This window comes from Streptomyces sp. NPDC110618, assembly GCF_055657065.1.
Genome location: NZ_JBVKBN010000013.1, coordinates 61080 through 78806, shown reverse-complemented (window position 1 = coordinate 78806; position 17727 = coordinate 61080). Strand labels below are relative to the sequence as shown.

The window sequence follows — 17727 nt, the reverse complement described above, 5'->3', positions numbered from 1 at the left end:
AGGCTGGCAGCACCACTGACGACATCTTTTGCAGCATCCGGAGACAACGGTGCAATTCCACGACTCGATGATCAGCCTCGTCGGCAACACCCCGCTGGTGAGGCTCAACAGCGTGACCAAGGGGATCAAGGCGACCGTCCTGGCCAAGGTCGAGTACTTCAACCCCGGCGGGTCGGTGAAGGACCGGATCGCCCTGCGCATGATCGAGGCCGCCGAGGAGTCCGGCGCGCTCAAGCCCGGCGGCACCATCGTGGAGCCGACCAGCGGCAACACCGGCGTCGGCCTTGCCATCGTGGCCCAGCAGAAGGGCTACAAGTGCATCTTCGTCTGCCCCGACAAGGTGAGCACCGACAAGATCAACGTGCTGCGCGCCTACGGCGCCGAGGTCGTGGTCTGCCCGACGGCCGTGGACCCCGAGCACCCGGACTCGTACTACAACGTCTCCGACCGGCTGGTGCGCGAGACGCCGGGCGCGTGGAAGCCCGACCAGTACTCCAACCCCAACAACCCGCTCTCCCACTACCACTCCACCGGTCCGGAGCTGTGGGAGCAGACGGAGGGGAAGATCACCCACTTCGTGGCGGGCGTCGGCACCGGCGGCACCATCTCCGGCACCGGCCGCTACCTGAAGGACGTCAGCGACGGCAAGGTCAAGGTCGTCGGCGCCGACCCGGAGGGCTCGGTCTACTCCGGCGGGTCCGGGCGGCCGTACCTCGTCGAGGGCGTCGGTGAGGACTTCTGGCCCACCGCCTACGACCGCACGGTCGCCGACGAGATCGTGCCGGTCTCCGACAAGGACTCCTTCCAGATGACCCGTCGCCTGGCCAAGGAGGAGGGCCTGCTGGTCGGCGGTTCCTGCGGCATGGCCGTGGTCGCCGCGCTGCGGGTCGCCGAGCGCCTCGGCGAGGACGACGTGGTCGTCGTACTGCTGCCGGACAGCGGACGCGGCTACCTCAGCAAGATCTTCAACGACGAGTGGATGGCCGACTACGGCTTCCTGGACGACGAGGGCACCAGCGCCCGCGTCGCCGACGTGCTGGCCGACAAGGAGCACGGCGCGATCCCGTCCCTCGTCCACATGCACCCCGACGAGACCGTGGGCCAGGCCATCGAGGTGCTGCGCGAGTACGGCGTCTCGCAGATGCCGATCGTCAAGCCGGGCGCGGGCCACCCGGACGTGATGGCCGCCGAGGTCATCGGCTCGGTCGTCGAACGCGAACTGCTGGACGCCCTGTTCACCAAGAAGGCCTCGCTGGACGACCCGCTGGAGAAGCACATGTCGGCCCCGCTGCCGCAGGTCGGCTCCGGTGAGCCGGTCGGCGACCTGATGTCCGTGCTCGGCAAGGCGGACGCGGCGATCGTGCTGGTCGAGGGCAAGCCCACCGGGGTGATCGGCCGTCAGGACCTGCTCGCCTTCCTCGCCAAGGGCGGGAAGTAGCGGCGAACCTGCGGTGAACGGACCGTGGCGGCGGCGAACTTGCGGTGACCGGCGCCTTCGCTTCGCGGAAGTGGTACGAGCGTGTCACGTCCGCGCAGCACTCGCTTAACACGCGTCCGGCACATTAGTGGGTGTCGGCAGGGCGGGAGCGGCTCCCCGCCCCGGCCGGCGCCGAACGTCCACGGACCTCCGGAGCGGCTCCCGGACCTCCTGGACGCCGGACGTGAGACGGGTCCTGACCCGGTCCACGTCCCTCGCGGGGACCGCCGTCGTCCCGCCCCCCGGCAACGGGGGTGCGGCGGTCCCCGCGCATTCTTCCTTCCGCTCAGTCGTCCTCGTGGCGCCTGCGCCGGCCGCGGAACAGATCCGGACGGGTACGGGCGGCCTGCACCACGTTCACGCCCACGATGCCCGCCCAGGCGACCAGCAGGCCCGGCAGGTGGGCCACCCCGCCGCCGATACCGGACAGCGGGATCGCCAGCACCAGCGAGACGATGCCGAAGCCGAAGCGCTCGCCGAAGGAGTCCGTCGGCTTCGGTGACCGGGCATCCCGGGCCGCCACCATCTGCTGCTCGGCCATCTGCCGCCGCACCCGGCGCTCGACCGCCGTGTCGATGCGCTGGTCGACCTTCTCCAGGAACGAGTCGACCAGCGCGGACTCGTACTCGTCGCCCAGTTCCCTGCGGGCGTGCAGGGTGGCGTCGAGTTCCTTCTTCAGCTCGGTGTCCCGCGCATCCATTCCGGTCATACAACCCACGGTAGAAAGCCCCGGCCGGGGTCGCACTGGGGTTAGCCCCCGTGTTCGGCCGGGGGTACGCCCCGGGAGACGGCGACGCCGACCGCGGTGCCGACGGCGACGCCGAAGCCGAGGCCCAGGGCCAGGCCGAGACCGATGTTGTCGAAGACGAACAGCCCGAGCAGAAGGCCGACCGCGGTTCCGAGACTCGTCCCCAGCGACAGTCCGAGGGCTATGGGGCGGGCGGCGGGTACCTCGTCGTGTGTCATGCACGCATTGTGGCCCAGGCTGTATAACGTCATGCAGATTTTCCGGCCGCTGAATAGGGTCGGAGGCAAGGGCGGACCGTGCGGGTCGAGGGGAGTGCGGGCGTGATGTCGTCCCAGGTCGTGGGCGCCGGGCAGGTCGTGCTCGACGGCCGTGGACTCACCGTCGCGGACGTGGTGCGCCTGGCCGACGGGGCCGCGCGGCCGGTACCGGACGACGAGGCGATGAAGCGGGCCGCCCGCTCCTGGGACGCGGCGCGGCAGATCGCGGCGACCGGGCGGGTCTACGGGCGTTCCACCGGCGTCGGCGCCAACCGCACCGAGGACGTGCCCACCGAGGCCGCCGCCGGGCACGGCCTGCGCCTGCTGCGCAGCCACGCCGGGGCCATCGGGGAGGAACTGCCCGCCCGGCAGGTGCGGGCCATGCTCGCCGTACGGGCCAACCAGATCCTCGCGGGCGGCGCCGGGCTGCGGCCGTCCGTGGTGACCGCCCTGTGCGAGGCGCTGATCGGCGGCGCCCATCCGGTCGTCCACGAGTTCGGCTCCGTAGGCACCGGGGACCTCGCCCCGCTCGCGCAGATGGGGCTGGCGCTCGCCGGGGAGCACCCGTGGCGGGGGACCGGCGCCCCCGCGCCGCAGCCGCTGGACAACAACGACGCGCTCGCCCTGATAAGCAGCAACGCCCTCACCCTCGGCCAGGCTGCCCTCGCCCTGCACGAACTGCGCGGGCTGCTCGGCGCCACCCAGGTCGTCGCCGCGCTCTCCCTGCTAGCCGTCGACGGCTCCCACGAGCCCTTCGCCGCCCCCGTCCACAAGGCCCGCCCGCACCCCGGCACCGCCGAGGTCGCCCGCCGCATGCGGGAGCTGACCGGCGCCGCGGACCGCCCCACCCCGCCCCTCGGCCGCATCCAGGACCCGTACGGGTTCCGCTGTCTGCCGCAGATCCACGGCCCCGCGCACGACGCCGCCGACGCGCTGGAGGCACTGCTCGCCGTCGAGCTCAACGCCGCCGCCGAGAACCCGCTGATCTCGGCCGACGACCTCGCCGCCTACCACCACGGCGGCTTCTACCAGGCCGGACTCGCCCTCGCCCTGGACCACTTCCGGCTCGCCCTCACCCAGGTCGCGCGGCTGTCGACCTCCCGCCTGCACACCCTCAACGAGCCCGCCTACACCCGCCTGCGCCCCTTCCTCGCCGACCACGAGCCCGCCGCGTCCGGGGTGATGATCCTGGAGTACTCCGCTGCGGCCGCCCTCGGCGACCTGCGCGCGTTCTCCGCCCCCGCCTCCCTCGGCCACGCTGTACTCTCCCGGGGCGTCGAGGAACAGGCCAGCTTCGCCTCGCTCGCCGCCCGGCAGACGCTGCGCGCGTGCGGCGCGTACCGTCTCGTCGTCGGCTGCGAACTCGTCGCCGCCGTACGGGCGCTGCGCCAGCGCGAACTCAGGCCCGAGCCGGGACTCCCGGTGGGCCGCGCGTTGGAGCTCGCCGAGGCGGTGCTCGACGAGGACCAGGCCGACCGGCCGCTCACCGACGACGTGACGGCGGCGGCCCGGCTGCTCGACCGGTTCACGGAGATCTGGAGGGGGAACGGCGCATGAGCGCGGAGGGCAACACGAGGGCCGCGGACACCCCGGCGGCGCGGCTGCAGGCGCTCTTCGAGGGGCACCGGCTCACCCCGACCCAGCGGCGCATCGCGCACAGCATGGTGCGCCGGGCCGCCGACGTGCCCTTCCTCTCCAGCGTCGAACTCGCCGAACTGGCCGGGGTCAGCCAGCCGTCGGTGACCCGCTTCGCCGTCGCCCTCGGCTTCGACGGCTACCCGGCCCTGCGCCGCCACCTGCGCGAGGTGGCGCCCGTCGAACCCGCCGACACCGAGCGCACCTCCAACGAGTACCAGCAGGCCGTCGAGGCCGAGATCGAGAACCTGCGGCACCTGGCCGAACTGCTCGCCGACCCGCGCCCGGTGCGCAAGGCGGGCCGGCTGCTGGCCGCCTCCCGCCCGCTGCCGGTACTGGGCCTGCGCGCGGCGGCCGCCCAGGCGTACGGCTTCGCCTACTTCGCGGCCAAGGTCCACCCGGACGTCCGGCTGCTGCACGAGGGCGGGACGATGATCCACGACCGGATCGACGCCTGCGTGCGAGCGGGCGCCTCGGCGCTGCTGTGCTTCGCACTGCCCCGGCACCCGCGCGAGGTGCTGGACACCCTCGGCTACGCCAGGGAGGCCGGGCTGACCGTGGTCACGGTCGCCGACTCGGCCTTCGCACCGGTCGCCAAGGCCTCCGACCTGCTGCTGCCCGCCGCCGTCGGCACCGGGCTCGCCTTCGACACCGCCTGCGCGCCGATGCTGCTGGGCCGGGTGCTGCTGGAGGCCATGTGCGACGACCTGCCCGACGCGCAGGCGTGGCTGGAGGAGTTCGACGCGAAGGCGGCGGCCCGCGGGCTGTTCGTGGAGTGAGACGGCGTTTCCCAAAGCCCCCTGGGGGCTTCCCGGACGTTCTCAGACAGGTCTCACACAGGTCCGCTAACCTCCCCGCCACTGGTACTCGACGTTTCGAGGAGGCGGAACGTGACACGCGGAGGTCATGGACTGGCGAGAGTGGCCGTCGTCGTACGGGCCGGGGTGGCACCGCTGTTCTGGCTCGGGGGCCTGGCAGCCGGGCTCGGCGTCCTGGTGCCCGGCATCACCGGGCGCCGGATCGGGGTGATGGCCGGGGCGGCCCTGTTCCTCATCACCGCGGCCGTCGTGGCGTACCTGCGGCGCGGCCGTTACGGCGCCCTCATGCGCGGGGCCGCGCGCGCCGGGCGGCACGACGTCCTCCAGGACCGCGCGGTGACCCTGCGAGGGTGGCGGCGCGGCCACCGCTGGTGGATCCTGCTGGCTTTCGCCGCCGCGTTCGGCAGCGCGTTCGCGGTGCCCGCGGCGGGCGGCATGCTGATGGCCGGGGCGGGGGTCGGGCTGTGGCTGAAGTCAGCCTGGATCGGCCGCCGCGAGCGGGCCGAGGAGACGCTGTGGTGGGTGCGCGTGGACTGGCTCCGCGCGGGCGGACGCCCCGTGGGCAAGGCGGTCAGGGCCTACCGCGGCACCGGTATCGCGGCGGGCGACGCGGCCCCCGGCGGGGCCCGCCGCCGCACCGCGGCACTCGTCTGAGGCGGCGTCAGACCTCCAGATCCTGCTCGATCTTCTTCAACTGGTGCCGGGCCATCGCCAGGTTGGAGCGCTTGGCGTCGAGCACCAGGTAGAGGAAGAGGCCGTTGCCGCCGCGGCCGCTGAGCAGACGGATCAGGTGGTACTGGTCGCTCAGGGAGATCAGGATGTCCTCGATCTCGCCCTTGAGCCCGAGGTGCTCCATGGTGCGCATCTTGGCCCGTACGACATCGGTGTTGCCGGCGGCGGCGACGCCCAGGTCGAAGGTCTTGCTGCCGCCCATGGTGCCCAGCGCCATGCCGCTCGTGTAGTCCACGAGCGCGACGCCGGTCGCACCCTCGATGGAGGTCAGCGCCTCTTTCAGCGAGGTCTCGGTGTTCGCCATGATGAATTTCCTCTCAACTCTCCGCGCTGGTGCGCGGTTGGGTGGACGCGGTGCGCCGGTCGCGCGGGGCTTTCGCCCGGGCGGCCGGGGCCCGCGCGGGCGTTCGGCTCTTGGTCTCCTCGGCGGCCCCGTCGACCAGCTCCCCGATCCGGGCGGCGGCGCGGCGGCCCTCCAGGTGCAGCCGTCCGACGCTGACGTCGTCCTTGGCGAGCAGGGTCAGTACGGCAGCCTGTCCCGCCGCGTAGGTCGCCACATAGCCGCCGTGGCCGCGCACCAGCAGTTCGCGCAGGTCACCGCGGCCGGTGGCGTCGGCGAGGCGGACGGCGACGCCGAGCGCGGCGGCGGTGAGGGCGGCCACGCCGTCCGGTTCGGTGTCCGGCGCGTCCGCGGCGACGACGAGGCCGTCGACGCTGGCCGCGAGGGAGCCGGTCAGCTGGGGGATGCGGGCGCGGAGCCGGTGGAGCTCGTCGAGTATCGGCGCCTGGGCGGCCATCAGGTTTCTCCTCTGTCGGTCAAAGGGCCTCCAGCGCATCCCGGACTCTCTTCAGCAGGGCGACGTCGGGGTCGTTGGGTGCGGGCCGCTCCCCGGGCGGCCGTGGAGCGGCTCGGGTGGGGAGCGGGGGCGGGGCCGGTTCCTGCGGGCGTGGCCTGAGGACTCCGGCCGCCGCCAGCCGCCGTATGTCCACCAGGGTGTGGAACGTGGGGCGGCCCAGTGCGCGGGCGATGTCCGGTGCGGTGCGGACACCGTCCAGGAGGGCCAGTACGGCCTGCTGGCGGCCGGTGAGGGCGGGGGGCCGGGGCGGGTCGGCGCGGGCGAGCGGGGCGCTGTCGGTGTCGGGGTCCGGCCAGATGCGGTCCAGCAGGAGGCGACGGCGCAGGGTCTCGCGCTCCAGGGAGGGCACCGGTACCGGGCGGACGGGGCCGAGCCAGTGGCCGGTGCCGTAGCGGAAGCGGCCCGGGGTGCTGCTGGGCGCGAGCGCGAAGTAGGCGGCGTCGTAGAGGGCGCCCAGGTGGCAGAGCTCCAGGGTGCCCGGGGCTATCCGGCCGCTGTCGAGGAGCAGGCGGGCGGCGCCGTGCCGTTCGTCGGCGCGGGTGACGGCGTCCTTCCAGGCGTCGGCGGAGAGCGTGCCGTGCGCGGTGAGCAGGACGTCGAGTCCGGGGGCGGCGGGGCTCTCGGCGTGCACGATCTGGCCGTCGGCGAGGTAGAGCGTGCCGCGCTCGCGCAGCAGTACCCCGGTGGCCCGCTCGGCGGCGAGCCGGTTCAGCATCGGCGACAGGCCCCGCGGCACCCGCTCGGCGGCGGTGCTGCGGTCCCGCACCGGCAGCCGGGGCGGCAGGCCGGCCGGGGTGGCGTGCAGCGCGGTCATCCCAGCACCAGCCGTCCGGCCAGCTCCCCGAGGCGGATCCGGGCGAGGGCGAGATTGCCCTCCTCGCGGCCGAGCCACACATGCAGGAAGACGCTGCTGTCGAACGAGGTCCACACGAACCGCAGCACGTGATAGCTGTCCCGGTTGCTGAGGATCAGGTCCTCCAGGGGCGGTTCGGTCTCGTCGCCGGGTTCCCGCGCCGGTGCGAACACGCGGTGCTCGGCGGCCAGCCGGGCCAGCTCGGCGGCCTCGGCCGCGCTCGCCTCCGCGTCGTCGCCCGGGGCCTCGCCGACCGTGCCCAGGGTCAGTCCGCTGGTCCAGTCGACCAGCGCCGCGCCGCGCGCGCCGGGCAGCTGCATGGCCTCCAGCAGACACTCGTCGATTCCGGGCACGGTGACTCCCCTCCCGCCTCTGGGTTCGGCTGAGTGACCACGAAGCTACGCAACGTGTGGGCGAGGGGTGAGGGTTCTGGCATTTTCCGGCGGAACATGCGCCGGGCCGCTAGGGTGGGTCAACTTGCCCCGGGTTCAAGGCAGTTGAACAGCAGCTCGGCAGGGGTGCGTCAAGGGCGCCCGGGGGTGCGCAGGGTGGTGAGCGCGGACGCGTGCGCCCCTCCGGATTCGGCCACGATCGCGTCGAGGTCCTGTGCCTCCCGCACGGTCGCGAAGGCGACGCCGCCGGTGCCGTCCGGCACGAAACCGTGAATGCCGGGCCGCGCCAGGGAGTTGTAGGCGTAGTGGTGGGCGAAGTAGTACGCGCCCGTGTCCAGCGCCGCCACCAGGTCACCCTGCTCCAGCTGCGGCAGCGGCCGGGCCTCGGCCAGCAGGTCGCCGGCGAAGCAGGCGGGCCCGGCCACGTCCTGCACCACCTCGGGCCCGGACTTCGGCCGCCCCTTGGCGTCGTAGGCGGCCAGCCGCAGCGGCCAGGACGCCGGCGCGTACACCGTCCGCGTCGCCACCTGCACGCCCGCGTGCGTCACCGCCACCGGCCGCCCGCCCACACGCTTGGTGTACTCCACCCGCGCCAGCAGCGTCCCGTGCTTGGCCAGCAGTGACCGCCCGAACTCGGTGACCAGCCCGTACCGCCCCTCGAACAGCCCCGGCACCGCCTCGCTCAGCAGCCGCGCGTACTGCGCGTACGTCGGCGTGGTGGCGTCGGAGGAGAAGTTCACCGGCAGCCCGCCGCCGATGTCGATCGTGTCGATCTGCCGCCGCCCGACGTACGCGTTGATCTCCTCGGCCAGCGCGAAGGTCTCCGCCACGCCCCGCGCCATCAGCGACAGCGGGACGCCCTGGGAGCCGGTGTGCACGTGCAGGCGGGTCAGCCAGGGCATCTCCCGGCACATGGTGAGCACCCACTCCCGCGCGCCCTCGTCGCGCAGCGGCACACCGAACTTCGAGGTCGCGGTCGCCGTGGACAGCGCCTCGATGGCGCCCGCGCCCACCTGCGGATTGATCCGCAGGCCGAGCGGGGAGCGGCTCGGGGCGGACCGCATCAGGGTGGCGACGCGGGCCAGCTCCCGCGGGTTGTCGATGTTGACGGCGATCCCGAGCGCCAGCGCCTCGCGCAGCTCGGCGGGTGTCTTGGCGGGCGAGTCCAGCACCGTGCGCTCCGGCGGCAGCCCCGCCGCCCGCGCCAGCGCCAGCTCCCCGGGGCTCGCCACCTCCGCGCCGATCCCCGCGTCGTGCAGCAGCCGCAGCACCGGCACCAGCGGGGTCGCCTTCACCGCGAAGGTGTGCAGCACCGGGGTGCCGGGCGCGGTCACCGCGTCGAACGCGGCCCTGAGCGCCGCCGCCGACTCCCGGATGCCGGTGACGTCCAGCAGGCCCACGATGGGGGAGTCCGGCCCCAGCAGCCCCTGCTCCACGGCGGCCCGCACCGCCTCGTCCCGGCGCGCCACCCGCTCCTCGTCCGTCCGTCCGTCACTCACGATGTCCACCGCGTCCCCCGCTGTGTCGTTCCCGAGACCACGTATCCAGACAAACATCCGCGGCGCGCCCGCGCTGGCGCACCGACGTATTGACTAGCTCTATTCAGAGCGCCAGGATGTGAATAACAACAGCAACAATCCGGCAGCACCATCCGAGGAGGCAGACCATGTCAGGACCCCGCCCCGTACGAGCCCCGCGCGGTACGGAACTGAGCGCCCTGGGATGGCAGCAGGAAGCCGCCCTGCGGATGCTGCAGAACAACCTCGACCCCGAGGTCGCCGAGCACCCCGACAAGCTCGTCGTCTACGGCGGCACCGGCAAGGCCGCCCGCGACTGGCGCTCCTTCGACGCCATGGTCCGCACGCTGAGGACCCTCAAGCAGGACGAGACCATGCTGGTCCAGTCCGGCCGCCCGGTCGGCGTCATGCAGACCCACGAGTGGGCGCCGCGCGTCCTGATCGCCAACTCCAACCTGGTCGGCGACTGGGCCAACTGGGAGGAGTTCCGCCGGCTGGAGCAGCTCGGCCTGACCATGTACGGCCAGATGACCGCCGGCTCCTGGATCTACATCGGCACCCAGGGCATCCTCCAGGGCACCTACGAGACCTTCGCCGCCGTCGCCGCGAAGAAGTTCGACGGCACGCTCGCGGGCACCATCACCCTCACCGCGGGCCTCGGCGGTATGGGCGGCGCCCAGCCGCTCGCGGTCACCATGAACGACGGCGTCGCCATCTGCATCGACTGCGACCCGCGCGCCATCGAGCGCCGCATCGAGCACCGGTACCTGGATGTGCGCGCCGACTCCCTGGAGCACGCCCTCCAGCTCGCCGTCGAGGCCCGCGACGCCCGCCGCCCGCTCTCCATCGGCCTGCTCGGCAACGCGGCCGAGCTGCTGCCGCGGATGCTCGCCGAGGGCGCGCCCATCGACATCGTCACCGACCAGACCTCGGCCCACGACCCGCTGTCGTACCTGCCGGTCGGCGTCGACTTCGACGACATGGCCTCCTACGCGGCGAAGGACCCGGCCGGGTTCACCACGCGGGCCCGGGAGTCCATGGCCCAGCACGTCGAGGCCATGGTCGGCTTCATGGACGCCGGTGCCGAGGTCTTCGACTACGGCAACTCCATCCGCGGCGAGGCCCAGCTCGCCGGGTACGACCGGGCGTTCGCCTTCCCCGGTTTCGTGCCCGCCTACATCCGCCCCCTCTTCTGCGAGGGCAAGGGCCCCTTCCGGTGGGCGGCGCTGTCCGGCGAGGCCTCCGACATCGCCAAGACCGACAAGGCGATCCTCGACCTCTTCCCGGAGAACGAGTCCCTCGCCCGCTGGATCAAGATGGCCGGTGAGCGGGTCCACTTCCAGGGCCTGCCCGCGCGCATCTGCTGGCTCGGCTACGGCGAGCGCGACAAGGCCGGTGAGCGGTTCAACGACATGGTGGCCTCCGGTGAGCTGGCGGCGCCGCTCGCCATCGGGCGCGACCACCTCGACTGCGGCTCGGTGGCTTCCCCGTACCGCGAGACCGAGGCCATGCTCGACGGCTCCGACGCGATCGCCGACTGGCCGCTGCTGAACGCCATGGTCAACGTGGCGTCCGGCGCGTCCTGGGTCTCCCTGCACCACGGTGGCGGGGTGGGCATGGGGCGGTCCATCCACGCGGGGCAGGTGACCGTGGCGGACGGTACGAAGCTGGGCGGCGAGAAGATCCGGCGGGTGCTGACGAACGACCCGGGGATGGGTGTCATCCGGCATGTGGACGCCGGGTACGACATCGCGGAGTCGGTGGCGGACGCCAAGGGTGTGCGGGTGCCTATGCGTGAGGGTGACTCCGCGTGACGGGTAGCGGCAACTCCTCGGTGGGGGCCAGCGGGTCGTCGCCGGCCGCGGGTCCGGCTGTGCCCACCCGCCCCCACTCTCCACTTCGTTCGAGCGGGGAGACCCCCATCGCCCTGCGGAACGACTGCCCACAGCCGGCTCACGGCAGCTCGTTCCACGAGATGTGGCGGGAGCTGTACCCCGTCGGGCGGCACCCCGAGTCGCGCGGTTACCGGCGTTACGCCTGGACCGGGGCCGATCTCGATTGCCGGGCCTGGTTCAAGGCGCAGGCCGAGGCGCGGGGGCTGGTCTACGAGGTGGACCGGAACGGGAACCAGTGGGCCTGGCTCGGGGATCCCGCCGCCGGGGACGCCGTCGTCACCGGGTCCCATCTGGACTCCGTGCCGGACGGGGGCGCCTTCGACGGCCCCCTGGGTGTCGTGTCGTCCTTCGCCGCGCTGGACGAACTGCGCGGCCGGGGCGTGGAGTTCGGCAAGCCGCTCGCCATCGTCAACTTCGGGGACGAGGAGGGCGCCCGGTTCGGGCTCGCCTGCGTCGGGTCCCGGCTCACCGCCGGACAGCTCACCGTCGAAGGCGCGCACAAGCTCACCGACGGCGACGGGATCAGCCTGCCCCGCGCCATGGAGGCGGCCGGCTACGACCCCGAGGCCATCGGCCCCGACCCCGAGCGGCTGTCCCGGATCGGCGCCTTCGTCGAACTGCACGTCGAGCAGGGCCGGGCGCTGGACCTCTCCGGGGACGCCGTCGGCATCGCCAGCGCCATCTGGCCGCACGGACGCTGGCGGTTCGACTTCCGCGGCGAGGCCAACCACGCCGGCACCACCCGCCTGGTGGACCGCCGCGACCCGATGCTGTCGTACGCCGAGACCGTGCTCGCCGCCCGCCGGGAGGCCGAACTCGCGGGCGCCGTCGCCACCTTCGGCAAGATCTCCGTCGAGCCGAACGGCGTCAACGCCATCCCCTCCCTGGTGCGCGGCTGGCTCGACTCCCGTGCCGAGGACCAGGCGAGCCTCGACACCGTCGTCACCGGCATCGAGCGCGCCGCACGGGAGTACGCCGCCGCCCACGGCATCGCCCTGGACGTCGTACGGGAGTCCTTCACCCCCGTCGTCGAGTTCGACCACGCCCTGCGCGACGAACTGGCCCGCATCCTCGGCAAGGACACCGACCTCAAGGTGCCCGTCCTCGGCACCGGCGCCGGACACGACGCCGGAATCCTGTCCGGGAGCATCCCGACCGCCATGCTGTTCGTACGCAACCCCACCGGCGTCTCGCACTCCCCGGCCGAATTCGCGGCCGAGGACGACTGCGTGGCCGGTGTCCTCGCACTCGCCGACGTACTGGAAGGGCTGGCCCGCGCGTGACACGGACGTACTGGCTGGAGCACGCCTGGCTCGGCACCTATGTCGAACCGGGCGTGGCACTGGACGTGACGGACGGCCGCATCACGGCCGTCCGCACCGGTACCGAGACCCCGCCGCCCGGCGCCGAGATCCTCCGCGGACTCACCCTGCCTGGACTGGCCAACGCCCACTCCCACGCCTTCCACCGCGCCCTGCGCGGCACCGTCCAGGTCGGCAGCGGGACCTTCTGGACCTGGCGCGAGGTCATGTACGCCACCGCCGACCGGCTCACCCCGGACAGCTACCACGCCCTCGCGCGGGCGGTGTACGCGGAGATGGCGCTCGCCGGGATCACGGCCGTGGGCGAGTTCCACTACGTCCACCACGCCCCCGGCGGCACCCCCTACGCCGACCCCAACGCCATGGGCGAGGCGCTGATCGCGGCGGCCGCCGACGCCGGTATCCGCATCACCCTCCTCGACACCGCCTACCTCTCCTCCGGCTTCGGCCGGCCGCCCAACCGGCACCAGCTGCGCTTCTCCGACGGCACCGCGGACGCCTGGGCGGAACGCTGTTCAGTTCTCAAGGAACGGGATCACGCGCGGATCGGGGCGGCGATCCACTCCGTACGGGCCGTGCCCGCCGAGCAGTTGGCGACCGTCGCCGGGTGGGCCGAGGAGCGGCGCGCCCCGCTCCATGTGCATCTGTCGGAGCAGACCGCCGAGAACGAGGCGTGCCACGAGGTCCACGGCTGCACCCCGACCCAGCTCCTCGCCGTGCACGGCGTCCTCGGCCCGCGCACCACCGGCGTGCACAACACCCACCTGACGGCCGAGGACATCTCCCTGATCGGCGGCAGCGGCACCGGCACCTGTATGTGCCCGACCACCGAACGGGACCTCGCCGACGGCATCGGCCCCGCCGTGGCCCTGCAGAACGAGGGCTCCCCGCTCTCCCTCGGCTCCGACAGCCACGCCGTCATCGACCTGCTGGAGGAGGCGCGCGCCATGGAGCTCAACGAGCGCCTGCGCACCCGCACCCGGGGGCACTGGACGGCGGCGGCCCTGCTGCGGGCGGCCTCCGCCGACGGTCACGAGGCCCTCGGCTGGGACGACACGGGCACTCTGGAGGCGGGCGCCCGCGCCGACTTCACGACGATCGCGCTCGACTCGGTCAGAACGGCGGGGCCGCTGCCGCGGCTCGGCGCCGAGACGGCCGTATTCGCGGCGAGTGCGGCGGACGTACGGCACACGGTCGTGGCGGGACGTCACATCGTGCGCGACGGCGCCCACCAGCTCGTACCCGATGTGCCGCAGGCCCTGTCGCGTGCGGTCGAAGCCCTGCGCGCCTGACCACGACCCACGAGGACACGATGAGCAGCACCGTCATCAGCAACATCGCCACGCTGGTCACCAACGACCCCTCCCTCGGTGACAACTCCCCCCTCGGACTGGTCCAGGACGCGGCCGTCGTCATCGAGGGCGACCGGGTCGTGTGGACCGGTGAGTCAAGCAAAGCACCCGCCACTGACAATCGGGTCGACGCGGGCGGCCGGGCGGTCCTGCCGGGCTTCGTGGACTCCCACTCCCACCTGGTCTTCGCGGGCGACCGCACCCAGGAGTTCAACGCCCGGATGTCCGGCCGCTCCTACACCGCGGGCGGCATCCGCACCACGGTCGCGGCGACCCGCGCGGCCACCGACGCCGAGCTGGAGGCCAACCTCACCCGCTACCTCGACGAGGCACTGCGCCAGGGCACCACGACCTTCGAGACCAAGTCCGGCTACGGACTGACCGTCCAGGACGAGGCCCGCGCCCTGCGCATCGCCGCCGCCCACACCGACGAGGTCACCTACCTCGGCGCCCACATCGTCTCCCCGGACTACGCCGGTGACCCGGCCGCCTATGTCGCCCTGGTCACCGGCGAGATGCTGGACGCCTGCGCGCCGTACGCCCGTTGGATCGACGTGTTCTGCGAGAAGGGCGCCTTCGACGGCGACCAGGCCCGCGCGATCCTCACCGCCGGCAAGGCGAAGGGCCTGCACCCGCGCATCCACGCCAACCAGCTCTCCTACGGCCCCGGTGTCCAGCTCGCCGTCGAGCTCGACGCCGCCAGCGCCGACCACTGCACCCACCTCACCGACGCCGACGTCGACGCCCTGGCCGGCGGGAACACCGTCGCCACCCTGCTGCCCGGCGCCGAGTTCTCCACCCGCGCCGAGTGGCCGGACGCCCGGCGGCTGCTGGACGCGGGGGTCACTGTGGCACTGTCCACCGACTGCAACCCGGGCTCGTCCTTCACCTCGTCCGTGCCCTTCTGCATCGCGCTCGCCGTGCGGGACATGGGCATGACCCCCGACGAGGCGGTCTGGTCGGCCACCGCGGGCGGCGCCGCGGCCCTGCGCCGCACGGACGTCGGCCGGATCACCCCGGGCGCCCGCGCCGACCTCACGCTCCTGGACGCGCCGAGCCATGTGCACCTGGCCTACCGGCCGGGCGTACCGCTGGTCACCGGGGTGTGGCGGCGCGGCGAGCGCGTGGTCTGACCGGCCGTCGGGTCGCCCTCGATTGCCCGGTCACCGTTCCCGCCCGTCGGGTCACCCGCTCCGCCACCGCTGCCCGTCGCTCCCGCGCTCCGTCACCAGCGCCACCGCCACCGCCACCGCCCCGTCCCCGACCGGCGTCACCGCGTGGCCGGGGGCGATACCGGGCCGGATGAAACCGCGGGAGTCGACGGCGAACCGCAGGTTCTGGCCGTTGTCCCCGTGGACCGAGTCGCAGGTCCAGATGCCGACCCCGCGCTCCACCGAACCGCGGCTGTCCAGGCAGTAGTCGGGGTCGGCGTACGACTGCACCACGCCCCGTTCGGAGTCGACCCGCCAGCGCTGGGTGGGCAGGGACGAGCACGGCGCCATGATGACGTCCGTGCCCTTCTCGAACTCGCCGTCGCGCACGTCCAGGCACTGCCCGCTGGAGAGGTTCACCACGCGCGCGTAGGAGCCGCCGGGCGGCTGGAAGGACGGCGTCGGCGTGGGGGAGGGGGACGCCGAACTCCGGGTGGGGGACGGCGATTTCGACGGGGAGCGGGTGGCCGACGGGGTCACCGGGACCGTCGCCGTCACGGTCACCGGGGGCGGAATCACCAGCGCGTCCGTCGCGGCCGAACTCACCGGTTCCCGGGAGTCGTCGGGGGACCCCGACCGCGCCACCAGGAGGACCAGCAGGGGTACCAGGGCCATGCCCAGCGCCGCCGACACCAGCACGGACCGCCGGGACGGCGGCCAGGGGGCGGGCCGGGTGCGCGGGCGGGGGGCGAGAGGCGCCGGTTCGTCCAGGACGTACACCGCGCCCGCCCACGGCAGCAGGCCCTCGCCGAGGGTGCGCCGCGGGTCCTCGCGCAGGGCGCTCTGCTCCTCGCGGGCGGCCGTACAGGTGGCGCAGCGGGCCATGTGGGCGTGCAGATCGGCGCTGACGCGCGGGTTGTCCGGGTGCACCGATTCCTCGATCAGCCGCTGGAAGTCGCGGCAGTCGGGGTCGGGGGAGGCCGCCAGCCGGGCACGCAGCGCCGCGCGGGCGAGCTGCTGGAGGGCCGCCGCGGTGCCGTGGGCGACGTCCTCGCGGGTCAGGCCCAGGAAGGCGGCGGTGCGCTCGTCCGGTTCGCGTTCCACGACCGCGTACCAGAGCAGGCCCCGCGCGCTCTCGGGCAGCGACCGGAACGCGCCCAGCAGGGGCGGCACCGGACCGTCCGGCCCTGCCGCGCTGAGCACGAGCAGCAGCCCGGAGTCCAGCCCCGCCGCCCGCTCGTCCGCCGCCCAGGAGGCGGCGAGCTGCCCGGTGATCAGCAGGAGCCGGTGCCGCCAGGGCCCGCCGGGGTCGACACCGCGGGCCGTCTCCCGGGCCGCGAGGGCGAAGACCTGGCCCGCGAGCTGCCGGGCCACGGAGTCGCCGGTGGTGCAGAGCCGGGCGTAGGCCAGTACGGCGGGGCGGTGGCGGGCGCGCAGCTCCTGGAGCGCGCGGTAGGCGGTGGCGGAGTCGGCGCGCAGCAGTTCGGTCAGCCGTGCGTCGGTCGCGCCATGGTCGGCCCACATCATGAACCCGCCTCCTCATGAGCCGCCGTACTCGCCGGTGATCCGGTGCTACCGGCGGGTACGACGGCTCATAGTGAAGGAAGGGAGGCCGTGAGGAAAGAGTTTCCGTGGGTAACCCGCGAGGTCCTCAAGAAGGTCCGTGGGTGGTCCACGAGGCGCCGAGGGGCTACTCCTCCAGGGTCAGTCCCTTGCGCAGACGCACCAGCGTGCGGGAGAGCAGCCGGGAGACATGCATCTGTGAGATGCCCAGTTCCTCGCCGATCTCCGACTGGGTCATGCCCGCGACGAACCGCAGGGAGAGGATCTTGCGGTCCCGGGGCGGGAGTTGGGCGATCAGGGGCTTCAACGACTCGACGTACTCGATGCCTTCGAGTCCGTGGTCCTCGTAGCCGATCCGGTCGGCGAGCGCGCCCTCGGCGTCGTCCTCCTCCGGCTGGGCGTCCAGCGAGGAGGCGGTGTAGGCGTTGGAGGCGGCCATGCCCTCGACGACCTCGTCGTTGGTCAGTCCGAGGCGTTCGGCGAGCTCGGCCACCGTCGGGGCGCGGTCGAGCTTCTGGGCCAGTTCGTCGCCTGCCTTGGCGAGGTCGAGCCGGAGTTCCTGGAGGCGGCGCGGGACGCGCACGGACCAGGAGGTGTCCCGGAAGAAACGCTTGATCTCGCCCACGATGGTGGGCATCGCGAAGGTGGGGAACTCCACTCCGCGGCTGAGCTCGAACCGGTCGATCGCCTTGATCAGGCCGATGGTGCCGACCTGGATGATGTCCTCCATGGGCTCGCTGCGCGAGCGGAAGCGGGAGGCGGCGAACTTGACCAGCGCGAGGTTGAGTTCTACGAGCGTGTTGCGGACGTAGGAGTATTCGTGGGTCCCTTCCTCCAGCGACTCCAGCCGCTCGAAGAGGGTTTTGGACAGGGCTCGTGCGTCGACCGGGCCCACCTCGTCGAAAGGCGGTATCTCCGGGAGTCCGGCGAGGACGTCGTCCTGCTCGATGTCCTGCTCGATGGGAGCCAGATGTTCCGGGTGGGTTGTCGACGTCGCCTGATCGGTATGCGGGGCGTCGAGCCGGGGTGACATGATGTCCTCCATCGTTCTCGGCATACGGCTGCCGAAGCCATCAGGTGCACTGCGGTGTGCGGCGCCTCCAAAGCCGGCCGTGTCGGGTGTGTGTCCCTACTAGCCCTACCCGCTTTCCCGAGATC

General features: G+C 73.0%; 17 protein-coding genes. 8 read left to right on the top strand and 9 right to left on the bottom strand.

The genetic code is table 11. The annotated features are described in order from the left end of the window. Positions 1 to 49 precede the first annotated feature (49 nt). Positions 50 to 1438: a cystathionine beta-synthase gene (locus tag ACZ7L7_RS22530; protein WP_453603462.1), complete on the top strand. Its 1389-nt coding sequence runs from the start codon at positions 50 to 52 to the stop codon at positions 1436 to 1438. A gap of 325 nt (positions 1439 to 1763) precedes the next feature. Here the strand turns inward: ACZ7L7_RS22530 and ACZ7L7_RS22525 are convergent, their stop codons facing one another. Together ACZ7L7_RS22525 and ACZ7L7_RS22520 are read right to left on the bottom strand one after the other, a co-directional pair. Then, positions 1764 to 2186 (bottom strand): hypothetical protein, encoded by a 423-nt coding sequence (locus ACZ7L7_RS22525; protein WP_285516641.1) that lies wholly within the window; start codon positions 2184 to 2186, stop codon positions 1764 to 1766. Between the two features lie 41 nt (positions 2187 to 2227). Continuing rightward, positions 2228 to 2443, bottom strand: a complete 216-nt coding sequence (locus ACZ7L7_RS22520) for a glycine zipper domain-containing protein (RefSeq protein WP_453603460.1) — start codon at positions 2441 to 2443, stop codon at positions 2228 to 2230. Between the two features lie 105 nt (positions 2444 to 2548). On the opposite strand from ACZ7L7_RS22520, the gene ACZ7L7_RS22515 reads away from it, so the two are divergent. From ACZ7L7_RS22515 to ACZ7L7_RS22505, 3 genes are all read left to right on the top strand, one after another. Continuing rightward, positions 2549 to 4039 (top strand): aromatic amino acid ammonia-lyase, encoded by a 1491-nt coding sequence (locus ACZ7L7_RS22515; RefSeq protein WP_472076922.1) that lies wholly within the window; start codon positions 2549 to 2551, stop codon positions 4037 to 4039. Beyond that, complete coding sequence (locus ACZ7L7_RS22510) at positions 4036 to 4896, top strand: MurR/RpiR family transcriptional regulator (protein WP_285516644.1); 861 nt, start codon at positions 4036 to 4038, stop codon at positions 4894 to 4896. The genes ACZ7L7_RS22515 and ACZ7L7_RS22510 overlap by 4 nt, the downstream gene beginning before the upstream one ends. Before the next feature lie 111 nt (positions 4897 to 5007). Next, positions 5008 to 5589: a hypothetical protein gene (locus ACZ7L7_RS22505; protein ID WP_472076920.1), complete on the top strand. Its 582-nt coding sequence runs from the start codon at positions 5008 to 5010 to the stop codon at positions 5587 to 5589. 7 nt (positions 5590 to 5596) lie between these two features. On the opposite strand, the gene ACZ7L7_RS22500 is transcribed toward ACZ7L7_RS22505, so the two are convergent. The 5 genes from ACZ7L7_RS22500 to ACZ7L7_RS22480 all read right to left on the bottom strand — a co-directional run bounded on the left by ACZ7L7_RS22500 (position 5597) and on the right by ACZ7L7_RS22480 (position 9325). After that, the gene (locus tag ACZ7L7_RS22500; RefSeq protein ID WP_285516646.1) at positions 5597 to 5971 is read right to left on the bottom strand and encodes a roadblock/LC7 domain-containing protein; all 375 of its coding nucleotides are present in this window, start codon (positions 5969 to 5971) and stop codon (positions 5597 to 5599) included. Between the two features lie 13 nt (positions 5972 to 5984). After that, the gene (locus tag ACZ7L7_RS22495; RefSeq protein WP_285516647.1) at positions 5985 to 6464 is read right to left on the bottom strand and encodes a roadblock/LC7 domain-containing protein; all 480 of its coding nucleotides are present in this window, start codon (positions 6462 to 6464) and stop codon (positions 5985 to 5987) included. Positions 6465 to 6483: 19 nt separating this feature from the next. Then, positions 6484 to 7338: a transcriptional regulator gene (locus ACZ7L7_RS22490; RefSeq protein ID WP_471592393.1), complete on the bottom strand. Its 855-nt coding sequence runs from the start codon at positions 7336 to 7338 to the stop codon at positions 6484 to 6486. Then, positions 7335 to 7730, bottom strand: coding sequence for a hypothetical protein (locus ACZ7L7_RS22485; RefSeq protein WP_285516649.1), 396 nt, complete (start codon positions 7728 to 7730; stop codon positions 7335 to 7337). The genes ACZ7L7_RS22490 and ACZ7L7_RS22485 overlap by 4 nt, the downstream gene beginning before the upstream one ends. Before the next feature lie 170 nt (positions 7731 to 7900). Next, entirely contained in the window at positions 7901 to 9325 is a 1425-nt protein-coding gene (locus tag ACZ7L7_RS22480; RefSeq protein ID WP_453603451.1) for a type III PLP-dependent enzyme domain-containing protein, read from the bottom strand. A 110-nt stretch (positions 9326 to 9435) separates the two neighbouring features. Here ACZ7L7_RS22480 and hutU point away from each other — a divergent pair, with 110 nt between their 5' ends. The 4 genes from hutU (at position 9436) to hutI (ending at position 14988) form a co-directional block, all read left to right on the top strand. Then, positions 9436 to 11100, top strand: coding sequence for a urocanate hydratase (gene hutU / locus ACZ7L7_RS22475; protein WP_285516651.1), 1665 nt, complete (start codon positions 9436 to 9438; stop codon positions 11098 to 11100). Between the two features lie 161 nt (positions 11101 to 11261). Beyond that, positions 11262 to 12464, top strand: a complete 1203-nt coding sequence (locus ACZ7L7_RS22470) for an allantoate amidohydrolase (RefSeq protein WP_472076917.1) — start codon at positions 11262 to 11264, stop codon at positions 12462 to 12464. After that, positions 12461 to 13795, top strand: a complete 1335-nt coding sequence (locus tag ACZ7L7_RS22465) for a formimidoylglutamate deiminase (RefSeq protein ID WP_285516653.1) — start codon at positions 12461 to 12463, stop codon at positions 13793 to 13795. The genes ACZ7L7_RS22470 and ACZ7L7_RS22465 overlap by 4 nt, the downstream gene beginning before the upstream one ends. 20 nt (positions 13796 to 13815) lie before the next feature. Next, positions 13816 to 14988 (top strand): imidazolonepropionase, encoded by a 1173-nt coding sequence (hutI, locus tag ACZ7L7_RS22460; RefSeq protein ID WP_471592395.1) that lies wholly within the window; start codon positions 13816 to 13818, stop codon positions 14986 to 14988. A gap of 51 nt (positions 14989 to 15039) precedes the next feature. Here hutI and ACZ7L7_RS22455 read toward each other — a convergent pair whose 3' ends face one another. Continuing rightward, positions 15040 to 16533 carry a ricin-type beta-trefoil lectin domain protein gene (locus tag ACZ7L7_RS22455; RefSeq protein WP_472076914.1) on the bottom strand — a complete coding sequence of 498 codons (1494 nt, stop codon included), beginning with the start codon at positions 16531 to 16533 and terminating at the stop codon, positions 15040 to 15042. Positions 16534 to 16696: 163 nt separating this feature from the next. Next, positions 16697 to 17614: an RNA polymerase sigma factor SigF gene (locus tag ACZ7L7_RS22450; RefSeq protein WP_285516656.1), complete on the bottom strand. Its 918-nt coding sequence runs from the start codon at positions 17612 to 17614 to the stop codon at positions 16697 to 16699. Between the last annotated feature and the right edge of the window lie 113 nt (positions 17615 to 17727).

Excerpts from the sequence above, each read along its gene's own strand:
- ACZ7L7_RS22490 (WP_471592393.1), bottom strand. The coding sequence starts at position 7,338 with ATGACCGCGCTGCACGCCACCCCGGCCGGCCTGCCGCCCCGGCTGCCG.
- ACZ7L7_RS22515 (WP_472076922.1), top strand. The coding sequence starts at position 2,549 with ATGTCGTCCCAGGTCGTGGGCGCCGGGCAGGTCGTGCTCGACGGCCGT.
- ACZ7L7_RS22525 (WP_285516641.1), bottom strand. The coding sequence starts at position 2,186 with ATGACCGGAATGGATGCGCGGGACACCGAGCTGAAGAAGGAACTCGAC.
- ACZ7L7_RS22510 (WP_285516644.1), top strand. The coding sequence starts at position 4,036 with ATGAGCGCGGAGGGCAACACGAGGGCCGCGGACACCCCGGCGGCGCGG.
- ACZ7L7_RS22500 (WP_285516646.1), bottom strand. The coding sequence starts at position 5,971 with ATGGCGAACACCGAGACCTCGCTGAAAGAGGCGCTGACCTCCATCGAG.
- hutU (WP_285516651.1), top strand. The coding sequence starts at position 9,436 with ATGTCAGGACCCCGCCCCGTACGAGCCCCGCGCGGTACGGAACTGAGC.
- ACZ7L7_RS22455 (WP_472076914.1), bottom strand. The coding sequence starts at position 16,533 with ATGATGTGGGCCGACCATGGCGCGACCGACGCACGGCTGACCGAACTG.
- ACZ7L7_RS22450 (WP_285516656.1), bottom strand. The coding sequence starts at position 17,614 with ATGGAGGACATCATGTCACCCCGGCTCGACGCCCCGCATACCGATCAG.
- ACZ7L7_RS22495 (WP_285516647.1), bottom strand. The coding sequence starts at position 6,464 with ATGGCCGCCCAGGCGCCGATACTCGACGAGCTCCACCGGCTCCGCGCC.
- hutI (WP_471592395.1), top strand. The coding sequence starts at position 13,816 with ATGAGCAGCACCGTCATCAGCAACATCGCCACGCTGGTCACCAACGAC.
- ACZ7L7_RS22480 (WP_453603451.1), bottom strand. The coding sequence starts at position 9,325 with ATGTTTGTCTGGATACGTGGTCTCGGGAACGACACAGCGGGGGACGCG.
- ACZ7L7_RS22520 (WP_453603460.1), bottom strand. The coding sequence starts at position 2,443 with ATGACACACGACGAGGTACCCGCCGCCCGCCCCATAGCCCTCGGACTG.
- ACZ7L7_RS22470 (WP_472076917.1), top strand. The coding sequence starts at position 11,262 with ATGTGGCGGGAGCTGTACCCCGTCGGGCGGCACCCCGAGTCGCGCGGT.